This is a genomic window from Microbispora sp. NPDC049633 (genome assembly GCF_040675265.1).
In the GTDB taxonomy this organism is placed as follows: Bacteria; Actinomycetota; Actinomycetes; order Streptosporangiales; family Streptosporangiaceae; genus Microbispora; species Microbispora maris.
Genome location: NZ_JBFAOO010000003.1, coordinates 20,577 through 35,911, shown reverse-complemented (window position 1 = coordinate 35,911; position 15,335 = coordinate 20,577). Strand labels below are relative to the sequence as shown.

14 protein-coding genes are annotated in these 15,335 nt (G+C 68.9%); 9 read left to right on the top strand and 5 right to left on the bottom strand.

The window, feature by feature from the left end; all coding sequences use genetic code 11:
- Window positions 1-63 precede the first annotated feature (63 nt).
- The 3 genes from AB0J39_RS01780 to AB0J39_RS01770 are packed head-to-tail and all read left to right on the top strand — an operon-like array spanning window position 64 to window position 2,279.
- The gene (locus AB0J39_RS01780) at window positions 64-522 is read left to right on the top strand and encodes a MarR family transcriptional regulator (protein WP_363460741.1); all 459 of its coding nucleotides are present in this window, start codon (window positions 64-66) and stop codon (window positions 520-522) included.
- Window positions 519-1,952 (top strand): MFS transporter, encoded by a 1,434-nt coding sequence (locus tag AB0J39_RS01775; protein WP_363460739.1) that lies wholly within the window; start codon window positions 519-521, stop codon window positions 1,950-1,952. Before AB0J39_RS01780 ends, AB0J39_RS01775 begins: the two co-directional genes overlap by 4 nt.
- Before the next feature lie 33 nt (window positions 1,953-1,985).
- The gene (locus AB0J39_RS01770; RefSeq protein ID WP_363460737.1) at window positions 1,986-2,279 is read left to right on the top strand and encodes a DUF1330 domain-containing protein; all 294 of its coding nucleotides are present in this window, start codon (window positions 1,986-1,988) and stop codon (window positions 2,277-2,279) included.
- 205 nt (window positions 2,280-2,484) lie between these two features.
- Here AB0J39_RS01770 and AB0J39_RS01765 read toward each other — a convergent pair whose 3' ends face one another.
- Together AB0J39_RS01765 and AB0J39_RS01760 are read right to left on the bottom strand one after the other, a co-directional pair.
- Entirely contained in the window at window positions 2,485-3,726 is a 1,242-nt protein-coding gene (locus AB0J39_RS01765) for a cellulose binding domain-containing protein (RefSeq protein ID WP_363460735.1), read from the bottom strand.
- Window positions 3,727-3,868: 142 nt separating this feature from the next.
- Window positions 3,869-5,317, bottom strand: coding sequence for a cellulose binding domain-containing protein (locus AB0J39_RS01760; protein WP_363460733.1), 1,449 nt, complete (start codon window positions 5,315-5,317; stop codon window positions 3,869-3,871).
- Between the two features lie 747 nt (window positions 5,318-6,064).
- On the opposite strand from AB0J39_RS01760, the gene AB0J39_RS01755 reads away from it, so the two are divergent.
- Entirely contained in the window at window positions 6,065-6,691 is a 627-nt protein-coding gene (locus AB0J39_RS01755; protein WP_363460731.1) for a LacI family DNA-binding transcriptional regulator, read from the top strand.
- A gap of 338 nt (window positions 6,692-7,029) precedes the next feature.
- Here the strand turns inward: AB0J39_RS01755 and AB0J39_RS01750 are convergent, their stop codons facing one another.
- The 3 genes from AB0J39_RS01750 to AB0J39_RS01740 form a co-directional block, all read right to left on the bottom strand.
- Window positions 7,030-7,851, bottom strand: a complete 822-nt coding sequence (locus AB0J39_RS01750; RefSeq protein ID WP_363460730.1) for an alpha/beta hydrolase — start codon at window positions 7,849-7,851, stop codon at window positions 7,030-7,032.
- Window positions 7,852-7,870: 19 nt separating this feature from the next.
- Window positions 7,871-8,440, bottom strand: a complete 570-nt coding sequence (locus AB0J39_RS01745; RefSeq protein WP_139572575.1) for a DJ-1/PfpI family protein — start codon at window positions 8,438-8,440, stop codon at window positions 7,871-7,873.
- A gap of 101 nt (window positions 8,441-8,541) precedes the next feature.
- The gene (locus AB0J39_RS01740) at window positions 8,542-9,270 is read right to left on the bottom strand and encodes a GntR family transcriptional regulator (protein ID WP_363460727.1); all 729 of its coding nucleotides are present in this window, start codon (window positions 9,268-9,270) and stop codon (window positions 8,542-8,544) included.
- Between the two features lie 444 nt (window positions 9,271-9,714).
- On the opposite strand from AB0J39_RS01740, the gene AB0J39_RS01735 reads away from it, so the two are divergent.
- The 5 genes from AB0J39_RS01735 (at window position 9,715) to AB0J39_RS01715 (ending at window position 15,086) form a co-directional block, all read left to right on the top strand.
- Window positions 9,715-11,091 carry an extracellular solute-binding protein gene (locus tag AB0J39_RS01735; protein ID WP_363460725.1) on the top strand — a complete coding sequence of 459 codons (1,377 nt, stop codon included), beginning with the start codon at window positions 9,715-9,717 and terminating at the stop codon, window positions 11,089-11,091.
- A 74-nt stretch (window positions 11,092-11,165) separates the two neighbouring features.
- Entirely contained in the window at window positions 11,166-12,032 is an 867-nt protein-coding gene (locus AB0J39_RS01730; protein ID WP_363460723.1) for a sugar ABC transporter permease, read from the top strand.
- Window positions 12,032-12,943: a carbohydrate ABC transporter permease gene (locus tag AB0J39_RS01725; RefSeq protein WP_363460721.1), complete on the top strand. Its 912-nt coding sequence runs from the start codon at window positions 12,032-12,034 to the stop codon at window positions 12,941-12,943. Before AB0J39_RS01730 ends, AB0J39_RS01725 begins: the two co-directional genes overlap by 1 nt.
- Window positions 12,943-14,010, top strand: coding sequence for an ABC transporter ATP-binding protein (locus tag AB0J39_RS01720; protein ID WP_363460719.1), 1,068 nt, complete (start codon window positions 12,943-12,945; stop codon window positions 14,008-14,010). The genes AB0J39_RS01725 and AB0J39_RS01720 overlap by 1 nt, the downstream gene beginning before the upstream one ends.
- Complete coding sequence (locus AB0J39_RS01715) at window positions 14,010-15,086, top strand: ABC transporter ATP-binding protein (protein ID WP_363460717.1); 1,077 nt, start codon at window positions 14,010-14,012, stop codon at window positions 15,084-15,086. Before AB0J39_RS01720 ends, AB0J39_RS01715 begins: the two co-directional genes overlap by 1 nt.
- The last annotated feature ends 249 nt before the right edge of the window (window positions 15,087-15,335 follow it).

Below are 15,335 nucleotides of genomic sequence, written 5' to 3'. Positions count from 1 at the left end.
AAGCCGGACCGGCTGGCAGACCATTTCCATAAACTATGAATATAAATATGTTATGCTTCGAGCATGAGTGGTCAAGACGCCGCTCCTGGCGCGTCCGCCGCCATCGGGGCAGCCCTCTACGGCCTGGCCACCAGGGCCGTGAGACGCCTGCCCCGGGACATGAGCCTGACGTCCGCCGCCACCCTGGCCACCCTGGACCGGACCGGCCCGCGGCGCATCACCGATCTGGCCGCGGTCGAGGGCGTCACCCAGCCCGCGATGACCGCCCTGGTCCGGGTACTGGAGGAGTCCGGCCTGGTCGAGCGGCGGAGCGACGCGTCCGACAAGCGGGTCACGCTGGTGTGCCTGACCGAGGCCGGCGCCTCCTATGTCCGGACGCGGCGCCAGGCGGGCGTCCACGCGTTCGAGCGGTTGATCGGCGAGCTCACCGGCGACGAGGTCGAGGCGCTGGTGGCGGCCCTTCCTGCGCTGCGGCATCTGGCAGAGCTCGAAAGCCAGGACCGCGAAGGGCCGAAGCAGTGACCGGGCAGCCGGTCGACGGGGTCGCGGCGAAGGCGTTCCCGGTGGCGCGTTCCGAGGCGCGGCTGCTGGTCCCCGCCCTGATGTTCATCGCTCTGGTCGTGGCGGCGGTCGCCAGCCTCGGGACGCCGCTCATCACCAGTGTGGCGACCTCGTTCCACGTCTCGCTCGGCAGCGCGCAGTGGACGCTGACCGTCGCGCTGCTCAGCGGCGCCGTCGCCACGCCGGTCCTGGGCCGGCTCGGAGCCGGCCCGCACCGGCGAGCCACGATCCTCGCCACGCTGGCGGTCGTCGTCGCCGGCAGCGCGCTCACCGTGCTGCCGCTGCCGTTCGCCTGGCTGCTGGCCGGCAGGGCGGCGCAGGGCGTCGGGCTGGGGCTGACGGCGCTGATGATGGGCGTGGCCCGGGACCACCTCCCCGAGGAGCGCGGCGCGGCCGTGATCGCCCTGGTCTCGGTTGTCTCGATCATCGGGGCCGGCGTCGGCTACCCGCTGGCCGCACTGCTCGCCGAGCTCGGCGGGGTACGGGCCGCCTACGGCCTCGGCCTGGTCGTCACCGCCGCCGCCCTCCTGACCGCGTGGCGCTCCATGCCCGAAGCCCCCGAAGGCCGCTCCGCCCACATGGACGTGGCAGGCGCGGTCGTCCTGGCCGCTGCGCTGCTCCTGGTGCTGTTCCTCGCCGGCGAACGGGATCTGTGGAGCCGGCACCTCGCCGTGGCGGCGGGCCTCGCCGTCGTCGCCGTGGTGCTGCTCTGCGTCTGGGCCGTCATCGAGCTGCGCAGCACGACGCCCTTGGTCGATGTGCGGGCGGTGCGGCACCCGGCGGTCGCCGGGGCGAACCTCGCCATGTTCGTCGGCGGGATCGGCATGTACCTCCTGCTCACGCTCATCACCCGGTACGCGCAGACGCCGCGCGGCGTGGGCTACGGCTTCGGGCTGACGACCTTCGTCGCCGGGCTGGTCCTCATCCCGTTCTCGGTGCTGGGGTTCGTCGCCGGCAAGCTCACGTCGCGGGTCCGGACGCGGATCGCCGACCCCCTGCTCCTGGCCGGCAGCGCCGTCGTGGTCGGCGGCGGGTTCGCGCTGTTCGCGGCGGCCCGGTCGGACCTGGCCGAACTGTTCGCGGCGATGGGCGTGCTCGGCTTCGGCGTCGGCGGCTTCTCGGCCGCGATGCCCGGCGTCATCCTGGCCGTCACCCCCAAGAGCGAGACGTCGAGCGCCATGAGCTTCAACTACGTCGTCCGCAGCGTCGGGTACTCCCTGGGCAGCGCCATCGGCGGCCTGATCCTCGCCGCGGGCACCGGCCCCGGCCGCCTCTTCCCCGACGACAGCGCCTACACCACCGCGGCGCTGGTCGGCATCGGCGCCATGGCGATCACGACGCTGACAAGCCTCGCTCTCGCCCGCCGGCGCTCGTCCGAGACCAACCCGTAAGTAAGATCCACTCATCCCGACACTGGAGGTTCCATGCCCAAGGGCTACTGGGTCAGCGCCTACCGCACCATTTCAGACCCTGAAAAGCTGGCTGCTTACAACGAGCTGGCCGGTCCGGCCGTCAAGGCCGGGGGCGGCCGGACCCTCGTCCGTGGCGGTCGGGTCGTGGCGCATGACGCCGGACTAGCCGAGCGCACCGTCCTGGTCGAGTTCGACAGCTTCGAGCAGGCCGTCGCGGCGTACGAGAGTGCGGCCTACCAGGAGGCGCTGGTCGCCCTCTCCGACGGCGTCGAGCGCGACTTCCGCATCGTCGAAGGCATCGACTGACCGAGGTCCGGCCGGATCTTCACTGAAGATCCACCATCTTGGCGAGGTGGACGACCTCCGCGACCTCGCCCACCGCAGCGAACCACTCCGGACCTATCACCCCCCGAGGGCGGCGAGGCGAGCTGGGACCGCGCCCAAGCCCGCCTCTCCCGCTGACGGACGCCGGCCTGATCCTCCCGGGTTCCGCCCCGGGACCGAGGCACTGCTATCGGAGGTACGCCGCGAGCCCGAGGCGCTGGTCGCGGACCGCCCCGGCGACGAGGCCGGCGATCTGCCGGGCGCCGGCGGCCTCGAAGTGGGTGTGGTCGTTGGCGAAGAAGGCGCCGACCGGGCCGGAGGTGTAGTCGCCGTTGAACGGGCAGAAGCGCAGGCTGTTGTAGAGCGTGTAGCTCAGCTTGTGCAGGTCGATGACCGGTGCGCCGGTGGCCGTGCCCACGGCGAAGGTGTCGGCGATGAATCCGCGGTTGGGTGTGGCCGTGCTTCCGCTGCAGGTCAGGGCGGCCACGGGGGTCACGAGTACGGGGTTGGCGCCGCGCTGCCGGGCCGCGCCGACCATCGTGGTGAGCAACTCCCGATACCTGGCGGCGCCGACGTGGCGGGGACAGGTGGAGGAGCCGTCGTTGATGCCGAACTGGATGAACAGATAGTCGCCGGCCTTCATCCCGGTCGAGGCGTCGAGCATGGACTGCCAGCGGGAGGCGTAGGCGGTCGAGCTGAGCGCGCATTCGCCGGAGGAGTTCATGCGGTCGCTGACGGCCGACTCATACAGCCAGGTCTGGACGCTGCGGCCGCCCACGGCGTTGTTGACCACGGTGGCGTTCGTGGTGAGGTACTGGCCGAGTTCCCGGCCCCATCCCACGATGGGGGTGCCGGAGCTGTTGGCGACGGTGGAGTCGCCGGCCAGCCAGACGGTGATCCGTCCCGGAGCCGGAGTGGGACTCGGCGTCGGGCTCGCGCTCGGGCTCGGGCTGGTGCTCGGGCTGGAACCGGGGGAGCGGGTCGGGGAGGCGCTGGGGGAGCTCGTGACCCCGCCGGTGCAGGTGACGCCGTTGAGCGTGAAGGCGGCGGGCACGGGGTTGCTGCCGCTCCAGGCGCCGTTGAACCCGAAATTCACCGATCCGCCTGCCGCGATGGTGCGGTTGTAGTCGACGTTCCTCGCGGTGACGTCGGCCCCGGTCTGGGCGACCGTCGCATTCCAGACCTGGTCGACACGCTGGCCCGCCCCGAAGGTCCAGGACAGCGTCCATCCGTTGACCGTGTCACCGAGGTTGGTCACGGTGACGTCCGCGCCGAACCCACCCGACCACTGGTTGGTGATCCGGTAGTCGACGGCGCATCCGACGGCGGCGTCGGCGGCCGGTGCCCCGGCCGCCCAGGTAAGCGCGCCGGCCAATGCGGCGAGAGCCGGCGCGATCAGGGCGGCGGTCCGTCGTCGGAACAAGTCCATCTGCGGTCTCACTTTCTGGGGTCTGCCGGCCCGGGACCGGCCCACGTGGCCGGGGTCGTGGTCTGGAGCCGTGCACTCGGGGTGGTTGTGGTGATCGTCGGGGGCGGGGCGAGGGGAATCCCCGATCACGCGGCCGGTGTCGTCAGGCGATCCGGCATCCGGCGTCGTTGAGGGTGTAGGACGTCGGCACGCCGTTGGCGCCGTTCCACGTCGCGGTGAAGCCCACGGTCGCGGACGCGCCGGGGGCGAGCGCCGGGCCCCAATCCGGGCCGTTGACCGTGACCGTGGCACCGGCCTGGGCGAACGTGCCGTTCCAGCCCTGGCCGATCTGCTGACCGTCGGCGAACGTCCAGCGCAGCGTCCACGGGCTCAGTGTCGTGCTGCCGGTGTTGGTCACCCGTACCTCGCTCTGGAAGCCGCCGGGCCACTGGTTGGTCACGGTGTAGCGCACGGCGCAGCCAATGGACGGACCGCTCGGCGTCGCGCTGGGTGATGCCGAGGGTGTGGGCGTGGAGCTGGGCGACGTGGAGGGAGTCGGGCTCGGCGTCGGGGTGGGGGAGGGGCGCGGGGGGAGGTGCTCGGCCACGATCGGCGCGAGCTTGGCCGCGATCGCGCGGTGCCCGGCGTCGTTGGGATGGACGCTGTCGGACAGGCCGTCGGGCGGCACCCATCCGTCGGTGCCGACGAAGAAGACGTTGTGGTCGCCGGCGTTGTTGACGGTCTGCACCGCGGCCTGGGTCTGCGGGACGTACCGCCCGCGGAAGGTCTGCAGGGCCAGGATCGCGGCCTTCGGGTACTTGCTCCGGATGGTCCGCAACAGGCCGACGTAGGAGTTCTGGAACTGGGTCGTGGACACGCCGTGCCCGACGTCGTTGGTGCCGAGATTGATCACGACGACGTCCGCCTGGTATCGCGAGAAGTCGTGGTCGACGGCCCCGTCGGCGGCGCTGACCTTCACGAAGCGGCGGTCCAGGCCGACGCAGCCGTCGGTGGTGGTGACCAGGCAGGCACCCCCCTGGGCGACCTGCGTGTGGTCCAGTCCGAGTTGCTCGCCGACCAGCCATCCGTAGGCGGTCAGGGCGTTCTTCGAGGTGGTGGTTCCGACGGTGATGGAGTCGCCGACGAACTCGACCATGCCGCGGGCGGGCTGGGCGGGCAGGGTACGCGCGCCCTGGTCGAGCACCAGCCCCTGGAACACCGCGTCGCCGTGATAGGAGCCGGCCACCACGCGGTAGGACACGCGCAGGGTGTGGTTGCCGGCGGGTAACGGCTTCGGGGTCAGGTTGACCGTGCCCCGCACGTTCTGCAGGTAGATGTCGGGGCCGCCGTCGATGCTGTAGTAGAGATCGATGGTGTCGCGCTGTTTCAGCTTGACGGTGGTGCCCGTGAAACCGGTCGTGAAGTAGGCGCCGGCCCAGCCCGGGACGTAGAGGGAGCTGTTGCGAGTGTCCCAGCGGCCGACGAAGCGGATGCTCGGGTCGGTGGGCGTCCCGTCTCCGGCGGCGGCCTGGGCTCCGGGCGGCGTCGCGAGCACGGTAGCGAGGGCGGTCCCGAGGGCGGCGGCCACGACGGAGAGGCGTGAGAGTTTCATCGATGTCCGTTCCTCCTGCGGCGGGTTCGTCGCTGGGGTCGACGTCTGGACGGGAACAGCGATCGCATCGGGACGCCCGGGGTGACCTGGCCCCGGCGGACGCCGCGCTCATCGTGAGGTCCTGCCGGGTGCGGGCCGTTGCCGCCGTGCCGTCCTCTCATCGAGGGATGGTGTCGGTCCTGGCAGGAGCCGGGACCTGGTCAGCGGAGGTAGACCTTGGGCTGGGGCGGTGTGGGCATGCCGTCGCCGAGGAGGAAGCCCGGGTTGGGCGGCCGGTTGCAGGCGCTGTTCTGCCTGGGTGGTCGGCATCGCAACCTGCGGTCCGTCGCGGCGGGTGACCGCACGGCGACCCCCTCCCGGCTCACCGCACACGGCGCACCCGGGCACCGTACGGCGTCCCTTCGCCCGGCTTGGTCAGGTGTGGGTTCACACGATGTCTTCTGGGTCGTGTTGTCGGCCCTGGTGGTGTGTCAAGGCGCTCTTTGGCTGAACGTCGCATTAGCGGTTGTCGCATCGCCGCTACAAGGCGAATCAGACGGTAAAAATCGACGATCACCCCGTCAATCGTCGAATGGCCGGAAGCTGATCGTCATAGCTGACATTCCCGGCGGTCACACAGCTCAGGATGGTGATGATTCTCGCTGCGAGGATCAAGAGAAGTGTGAAAGTTTCACATACTTCCTGCTCGAATGAGCTTTCACGCCGTGCCGCTGTCGAACCGCGCGCAAATCAGCGAGTGAGAGAGACATGGCATCCGCCAACATCAAGGAAGTGGCGCGGTACGCGGGTGTGTCGCTCGGCGCTGTCAGCAATGTGCTCAACCGGCCCGATGTCGTCGCACCCACCACGCGCCGGCGGGTGCTCGACGCGATCGGCGAACCGGGCTACGTGCGGAACGACTCCGCTCGGCGATTGCGCGCCGGTCGCAGCCAGACCGTCGCCATCGTGGTCCTCGACGTGTCGAATGCCTTCTTCACCGATGTGATCCATGGTGCGGAGGCGGTCGTCGAGAGCGCCGGCGGGATGCTGGTGGTTCGCGACCGCGGCTCCGGTCATCCGAGCCGCTGCTCCGTCGCGGTCGACGACGTCGCCGGGGGCCGTCTGGCGGCCGAGCATCTCGCCGGCCAGGGCCATGATCGAATCCTGTACGTCGGTGGCCCACTCTCGATCCGGCAGGTGGCCGACCGTCGTGCCGGTGCGACCCTCGCACTGATGAGTTCCGTAAGCCGGCCCCGCGCCCGACTCGGCCGTACGGCGGCGGAACTGTTGCTGGAAGAGTCATTCGAAGGCGAGAAGCACAGCCATCGGCACGTCGTCTTCCAGCCCGAGCTGGTGGTCCGGGCGTCCAGCCACCGCGGCCGCGGCCATCGGTGAGAGATCCGCGGGTGACACGCGGATCCACAGCAGGCCTTTGCGTTCGCCCCGGCTCCTACGGCTGTCGGCTCGGCCGCCCGCTGGTATTCGGTCAGTTCGAGTCGGCCGCTGCCGTCACCCACAGTCGTCATGTCTGCCTTCCGGCGTCGGACTCGACGACCCGAACCATCCACTCGCCCGTAGACAGCAGGGTCGTACGTGCCCACGTCGCCGGGATGACCCGATGCCAACACTGCCTCGTCATGGCTCGGGTCTCGGGGACGGCGCCGGCTTCTGCGCGGATCACGCCTGCTCCATGCCGATCTGCTCGAGCACGGGCTGCGGACCTGTCGCAGCGATCAGTGACCTCGTTCCCCGCCGAGGAAGCACGACAGGAGTCGCCTGAAGTCGTGCGGGTGCTCGAGCGCCGGCACGTGCCCGCATCGGCCGAGCACGTGCAGACGGACATCGGCCAGGTGTTCGAGCAGGGGCAGGGCTGCCGTCCCGAGCGGGGTGACTCGGTCCTCGGCTCCGTGGACGAGCAGCACGGGCGCGCGGATCCCTGCCAGCGTTTGCGCCGAGAGGGTGAGGTCGTCGGCCCAGCGTGCCCTGGGTGGCGGGAACAACGACGCGTATGCGGCCGCCCCCGCTTCCATTGCGGCCGCACGGGCCGCGACGGCCGACTCGGTCACGAGCGCCTGGTCGAAGACGAGGCGACTCAACATGTCCCGCGCCCCGGGCGGGCCGGCGGGGGCGGCCCAGACCGCGTCGAGGTCGGCGGACAGCGGTGCCCCGGGGGCGCCCATCGTCGAGACCGCCACGACACGGGTGACCTGCTGGGGACGCGCGGCCGCCAACGCCAGCGCCACGGCACCGCCCATGGAGTGGCCCACCACGGCGTAGTGCTCGACACCGAGAGCATCCATCAGGCCCGCGGCCTGCTCCGTCCACAGCCGGAGCCCACCCCTGGAGCCCGCCGGGATGGGTGTACGGCCGAACCCCGCCTGGTCAGGAGCCACCAGACGCCAGGACGTGCCCAGCGCCTGTGCGGTCGCTGCCCAGGCTCCGGATCCGGTCGTACCGGGTCCGGAGCCGTGCAGCATCAGCACTGCGGGCCCGGTGCCGCTCTCCATGACGTGGACGGGGGAGCCGTCGACCGTGACGGTCCGAAGTGCCGTCACCGAGACACCTGAGGTGTGCTCATGCCGATGCGGAGTTGACGGACTTCGAGAAGACCTCCATCATCACCCGGCCGAACTGCGGCATGTCGGGCCATCCCCGGCAGGAGACGAGGTTGCCGTCCACGACGTCGGGAGCGTCGATGACCGTCGCGCCCGCGTTCTCCATGTCGCCGGTGATGGGGGGGAAGCACGCCGTCTTGCGACCCTTCAGCAGCCCGTACACAGCCGGCACCTGCGCGCCGTGGCACACCAGCGCGATCGGGAGGTTGCGCGCGAAGAAGTGCTCGGTGATGCGCCTGACGTCGGCGTCGACCCGGATCCACTCGGGGGCACGTCCCCCAGGGATGATGAGGGCGTCGTAGCGCTCGACATCGACCTCGGCCCAGGGCACGTCGACCGGCAACTTCCGGCCGTTCTTCTCCACGTAGGCGTCGGAGTTGGGGTCGAACTCGTGGATGACCAGCTGAACGTCACGCATCGTCCGTGACGAGACGTCGACGTCCCAGCCGCCCTCCTGCACGCGATAGTAGGGATACATGGTGTCGAGCTCCTCGGCGGCGTCGCCGGTCAGGAGCAGTGCTCTGGGCACCTGCTTCTCCTCGCAACTGGGGCGGATGAGGTGGATCCAATCGGATCCGATCCGATTGAGTCAGCATTCCTCGGCCCAGCCCGCCCGTCAAGCCTTTACCGCTATTCGTCCGCGTCCTTGACTTCGTCGAACAATCGCCGGAACCGCTCACCGGACAGCAGGATGTGCCGACGCATGGCGTAGGCGGCGGCGTCGGGGTCGCGCGCGGCGATCGCGGCCACGACTTCTTCGTGCTCGGCCATGGCCAAGTGAGTGACCTGGGTGTCGTGGAGAAGCCGGAACAGGTGCACGTGCGTGTGCAGGCGAGCGAGCGCTTCGCGGATGACCTGGTTCTCCGCGCTCAGGGCGACGAGATCGTGAAAAGCGGCGTCGCGCAGCCCGAAGGCGCCATAGGCCATGATCCCGTTGCCCCCCTCCAGCTCCGCCATCTCCTCCAGCATCCGTCGCAGACCGGCCACCTGCTGCGAGGATGCGCGTTCGGCGGATCTGCGCGCCGCTGCCGGCTCGAGGAGCAGGCGGAGCTCAAGCATGTCCTCGAATCGTTGACGGGTGATTTGAGGGGGAATGCGATAGCCGGCATGGGGCACACGCACGACCAGGCCTTCGGCCTCCATGCGGTTCAGGGCGTCTCGGATCGGCGTCTGCGAGACCCCCAGCTCTCGCGCCAGGACGTCGATCGTGACGCGGGAGCCAGGCTCGATCCGTAGCGACATCAGCTGTCCGAGCAGCGTGTCGTACACCTCGTCGGCAAGCCGGCCGCGAGATCTTCGCGGCGGCGTTCCGCCCGTCATGGCCCCACGGCGCCGCGCGATCATCACTTCGTCGTCCATCGTGACGTGAGGTCCTTTCTTGGGTTTTCGGGAACCTGTTGACGTCGGTCGCAACGCTGCGGGATATTGACGCCCCCACTCGGATCGTATAGGAAAGGTGGCGGATGCCAGCCATCCTTCACCCATTACGAAACCGCCCGTCATCGCTCCGCTTCGATCAGTTGGAGCTTCTATGAGCATGTCGACGTCGGTCCTACTCGATCCGCCACTGGGCGGCACAAGGACCGAAGGACTTCTCGACTGCTTGAAGCCCGATTACGTCGCGGCGTACTCGTGACGCCGGTCTGCGGGTCAGCCCCTGCGACAGCCGGCAACACGCCTGAACACCCCCCAGACTGCTCGGCGAAGCACGCAGCAGGGCTCCAGACGTCCCCACCCCAGAAAGCAGGCAAGAGGATGCGGTATCCGAAGCGAATAGGACGACTGTCCGTTCCCGGTCGAACGGTGCGGCTGGCGACGGCGGCCATGCTGGTGGCCACGACCATGGCGGCTTGCGGCCAGGACGACGGCGCGCAGTCGAGCGCCCCCAAGGCGCCGGCGACCGTCCCGGAGCTCACCAAGGACCCGCTGACCCTCAAGTTCATCTGGTTCGACTGGCCCCCCGCCCACGCGCTGGAAGAGTTCGCGAACGCGGAGTACGCCAAGGAGCGGCCGAACGTCACCGTCAAGGTCAACACCGTGCCGAACGCGAACTGGCACGACGCGATGTTCACCCAGTTCGCAGCGCACAAGACCGACTTCGACATCGCGATCCTGGACTCGCAGCACATCGGCGAGGCCGTGACGAACGGCAACATCCTCGACATCACCGACTTCGTCAAGAAGAACATCGACGTCAATGCCTACAACCCGTACCTCCTGGCGGCCTACGGCCAGTACCCCCAGGCGGAGACCGGCAAGCGCGACGAAAACGCCAGCTTGTACGGACTGCCGCTGCTCGGCGACACCTGGACGATGATTTACCGCAAGGACCTGATCGGCGACAAGCCACCGCAGACGTGGGACGAGATGATCTCGGTCGCCGAGAAGTGCCAGACGGACAACCCAGGCGTCAGCGGGCTGGCTTTCCACCAGGCCAACGGCTCCGACGCCGCGGCCGTCACCTACAACACGGTCAACGGCGTCTACGGCGGCAACCTCTGGGACGCCAAGACGCGCAAGATCGACGGCGTCCTCAACGACGCCGCGGGCCAGGAGGCGATGGACGTCCTGGTCAACAAGATGAAGCCGCTGACCGCCAAGGGCTCCGGCAACTGGTTCATCGACGAGGTGAACGCGGCGGTCGCCCAGGGCAAGGCATGCATCGCGTTCAACTGGATCGCCGCTAGCGGCGGCCTGCTCGACCCGAAGCAGTCGACGCTCGGCACCACGCGGGAGCAGATTCTCGACAAGCTGGGTTTCGCCCCCCTGCCGAGCCAGAAGACGAACCTGGTGCCTCTCGGCGGCATGGGGATGCACGTGTCGGCCTACTCGCCCACGGCGAACCAGGCGGAGGCCCTGAACTTCATGAAGTGGTTCGAACAGGCTGACATCCAGAAGAAGTGGGCCGCGGCCGGTGGCGTGCCGTCGCGTACGGACGCCCTGGCGTCGCCCGAGTTCCTCAACGCCGGGCCGTTCAACAAGGTGTACGCCGACTCGGTTCCGCGGATGCGGGACATGTGGAACGTGCCCGAGTACGCGCGCCTCGTCGACATCGAGAACACCAACGTGAACGCGGCTCTCAACGGCGCGAAGAAGCCGAAGGAGGCGCTCGACGACATCGCCAAGCAGCAGCAGGGCGTGCTCGACTCCGGCAACCGCAAGGGCGGCGGCGGACTGTGAGTTCCCCTCTGACGACCGACCACCCCGGGCAGGTGGCGTCCGCGACGCCGCCTGCACCGGGGCGGTCCCGCCGCTTGAGCGACCGCACGCTCGCCGTGGCCTTCATCTCCCCGGCGCTGCTGCTGTTGCTCGCGATGTCGGTTTTCCCGTTGCTGTGGGCGTTGTACCTGTCTTTCACCGACTACTCGGCCACCCGCGGGGGGCCGGCCCATTTCGTCTGGTTCGAGAACTACACCGCCATCCTGACTTCGGCGCAGGTCCACCTGAGGGCCTTGACGACGTTGATCTATGTGATCGGCGCGGTCGTCCTGCAGACCGTGCTCGGTTTCGCCATCGCCTACCTGATCTCACGGCGCACGCGCGGGCGAGGAGTGCTGACCACTCTGTTCCTGGTTCCGATGATGCTGTCGCCGGTCGTGGTCGGGCTGTTCTGGCGATTCATGCTCGACGCGCAATTCGGCGTGATCAACAGCATGCTCGGCTCGCTCGGCCTGGGGCAGGTGGAGTGGCTCACCCGGCAGCGAACGGCCCTGATTTCCCTGATCGTGGTCGACACCTGGCAATGGACGCCGTTCATCATGCTCATCGCACTTGCGGGCCTCACCGCGGTTCCCAAGTACTTGTACGAGGCCGCCTCGATCGATCGGGCGTCCGAGTGGTTCAAGTTCCGCACCATCACTCTTCCGCTGGTGTGGCCGCTGCTCCTCATCGCCGTGTTGTTCAGGGCCATCGAGGCCTTCCGGCTGTTCGACCTCGTCTACATCCTCACCAACGGAGGTCCGGGGGTCTCCACCGAGACGTTGTCGTTCCACGTCTACAAGGTCGGGTTCCTGGGCTTCAACACCGGAACCGCCTCGGCGTACGGGATCCTCATGGTCCTCATCGTCATCGTCCTGACGCAGCTCTATCTGCGCTACTTGAACAAGCTCAAGGAGGACTGATGGCCGTCTCCGTCGACGAGGCCGTGTCCACAGGTCCTGGCCGGGATCACACGCCCCCCGCGCGTCGCTTCGGCGGCCGGGGCCGCGCCGTGCTGGAGGTCGCGCTACTGGCCGTGCTGGCCGTCGTGATGCTCTTCCCGGCGTTGTGGATGATCGAGACGTCCATCAAGGAGAACCGGGACGTCTACGCCATCCCGGCCAAGTTCTTCGACTTCACGGTCACTCTGGACCACTTCAAGGACGTGTTCGCCGGCTCCGGCGGCGGCCGCTCGGCCTTGTCCGTCTCGTTCCTCAACTCCGTCGTGGTCGCCGGGGTCTCCACGGTGCTGGCCACCGTGCTGGGGGTCCCTGCGGCCTGGGCCTACTCACGCTTCTCCGTGAAGGCCAAGAAGGACCAACTGTTCTTCATCCTGTCCACCCGCTTCATGCCACCCGTGGTGGTCGTGATCCCGATCTTCCTCATGTACCGCCAAGTCGGACTCATCGACAGCAAGCTCGGCCTGATCCTCATCTACGCCGCGTTCAACGTCCCGTTCACGATCTGGATGATGAAGGGGTTCGTCGACGAGGTGCCCGCGGAGTATGAGGATGCCGCCATGCTCGACGGCTACACCCGCTTGCAGGCGTTCTGGAAGTTCACCCTTCCCCTGCTCCTGCCCGGCATCGCCGCGACCGCGGTCTTCGCACTCATCTTCTCGTGGAACGAGTTCGTGTTCGCCATCTTCCTTACCTCCAGCGACAGCGTGCGGACGGCCCCACCCGCCATCGCCGGTCTCATCGGTGGAACCACTGTGGACTGGGGTCTCGTGGCCGCCGCCTCCGTAGTGTTCGCCCTACCGGTGCTCGTCTTCGCCTACCTGGTGCGCAAGCACCTCGTCGCCGGTGTGACGCTCGGGGCGGTGCGACGCTGATGGCCGGCATCGAGGTGACCGCCCTGCACAAGCGCTACCCGGACGGGACGGTCGCAGTTGAACACGTGGACCTGTCCATCGGCGACGGCGAGCTGTTCGTGATGCTCGGCCCTTCGGGTTGCGGCAAGACGACCACGCTGCGGGCCATAGCCGGCCTGGAGAGGCAGACGACGGGCGACATCCGCATCGGCGACACGCTGGTCAACGACCTGCCGCCCGCCGAGCGCGACATCGCCATGGTGTTCCAGTTCTACGCTCTCTACCCGCATCTGAGAACTCGCGACAACCTGGCGTTCCCACTGCGGGCCGAGGGACTGCCCAAGGCGGAGGTGCGCGAGCGGGTCGACGAGGCCGCCCGGCTGATGCGGCTCACTCCGCTCCTGGACCGGCGACCGCACCGGCTGTCCGGCGGGGAGCAGCAGCGCGTCGCGCTCGCCCGCGCCCTGGTGCGGCGACCGCGCGCATTCCTCATGGACGAACCGCTCACCAATCTGGACGCGGAGCTGAGGGAGGACATGCGCACGGAGATCAAGCACCTGCAGGGGGAGCTTGGCGCGACGATGGTCTACGTCACCCACGACCAAGTCGAGGCGATGTCGCTCGGTCACAGGATCGCCATCCTCAACAAGGGCCGCGTCGAGCAGATCGGCACGCCGCTGGAAGTCTACGACCGTCCGGCGAGTCTTTTCTGCGCCGGGTTCATCGGCTCACCGCCGATGAACCTGATCGAGGTGGAGGTGGCCGACGGGAAGCTGCGCGGTCAGGGCGGGCTGGTCCTCACGCCACCGCCAGGCCTGCCGCGCGACCGTCGCCTGGTCGCAGGCGTCCGGCCGGAGGCGCTGGAAGTCACAGAACCAGGGGCGGAAGGTTCGGTCCCGGCCCGCGTGGTCTCCGCGGAGTGGCTGGGCGACGAAATCATCTACGTGGTTGACCACGGCGGCCAGCGCGACGTACGGGTTCGGATGCCACCGACTGTCCGTTTCGCCGCTGACGCACCGGTCGGGCTGCGGCACACCGGCGGGCCCCCGCCGGTCTACGACGTGAGCACGGAAGAGCTGGTGGCCTGATGGGAACCGTGGCAGTGCACGGGCTGCGCAAGTCCTTCGATAAGGTCCAGGCCCTGGACGGGGTGACGCTGGACGTGCCGGACGGCTCGTTCTTCGTCGTGCTCGGACCCTCCGGGGCAGGCAAGACGACGACCCTGCGAGCGATCGCCGGCCTTGAGAAGCTTGACGCCGGGTCGGTGCATCTGGACGGGAGAGACGCGACCGGTGACTCCCCGGCCGCACGCGACCTGGCCATGGTCTTCCAGAGCTACGCCCTCTACCCGCGACTCACGGCGTACGAGAACATCGCTTCGCCGCTGCGGGCACGCCGCTGTTCTTCGAGCGAGATCGCCGCTGCCGTCGAGCGGATGTCGAGCCTGCTGCACATCGAACGTCTGTTGCAGCGTCGTCCGGCGCAGATGTCGGGCGGTGAGATGCAGCGTGTCGCCCTGGCCCGGGCGCTGGTCCGTAGCCCGCGCGCGTTTCTCATGGACGAGCCGCTGACGAACCTCGACCTCAAGCTCCGCGTCGAGATGCGCACCGAGCTCACCCGCATCCACCGGAGCCTCGGAGCAACCTTCGTCTACGTGACCAACGACCAGGTCGAGGCCCTGTCCATGGCCGACCAGGTCGCGGTCCTCAAGGAGGGGAAGGTGCAACAGGTGGGAACGCCGGCCGAGGTGTACGAGCGTCCAGCCAACCAGTGGGTGGCGAGATTCGTCGGAAGCCCGCAGATCGGTCTGCTCGCCTGCCACGCCGAGGGAGATCGTCTGGTCGGGGCGGAAGGCTGGACACTGCCGCGGCCCCGCTGGACCACGGCCGAGGACGGTCGTCCGCTGCTGCTTGGCCTGCGCTCGGAGGACCTGTCCGTCGAGCAGCGTGGGGACGCGTCGTTGCCGGGTGAGCTCTACGGCCTTGAGCCGCTCGGTGACCGGACGGTGGTCGACGTCCAAGTAGGGACGGAGATCCTCAAGGTCAAGGCGCGGCCCACCTTCACCGGTACGCCGGGCGAGCGGCTGCATGTGACGGTCGACCTGGACCGTGCGCACCTGTTCGACGCGGGCACCGGGCTGGCGCTGTCCGAGGCCGGGAGGTAACCGCCCGGGAGGTAACAGCACAGGGCGGCGACGTCGACATGCGCCCGCACGTGGCAATCGAGCCGCGGCGTCACGGGTCAGCACGGCCTGACGACGCCGAAGCAGCCATGGCCCGAGAAGGCGATCGCGGGCGCGGGGCGTCGCCCTGCGGCCAGGGCCAAGGTCACGTTGGACCCGCTCGGCGACCTCGGCCCCACGAGGTCGTGTGACCCGTTCGTCAACGCGCGTGGCGCGATCGCCGAGGTCACG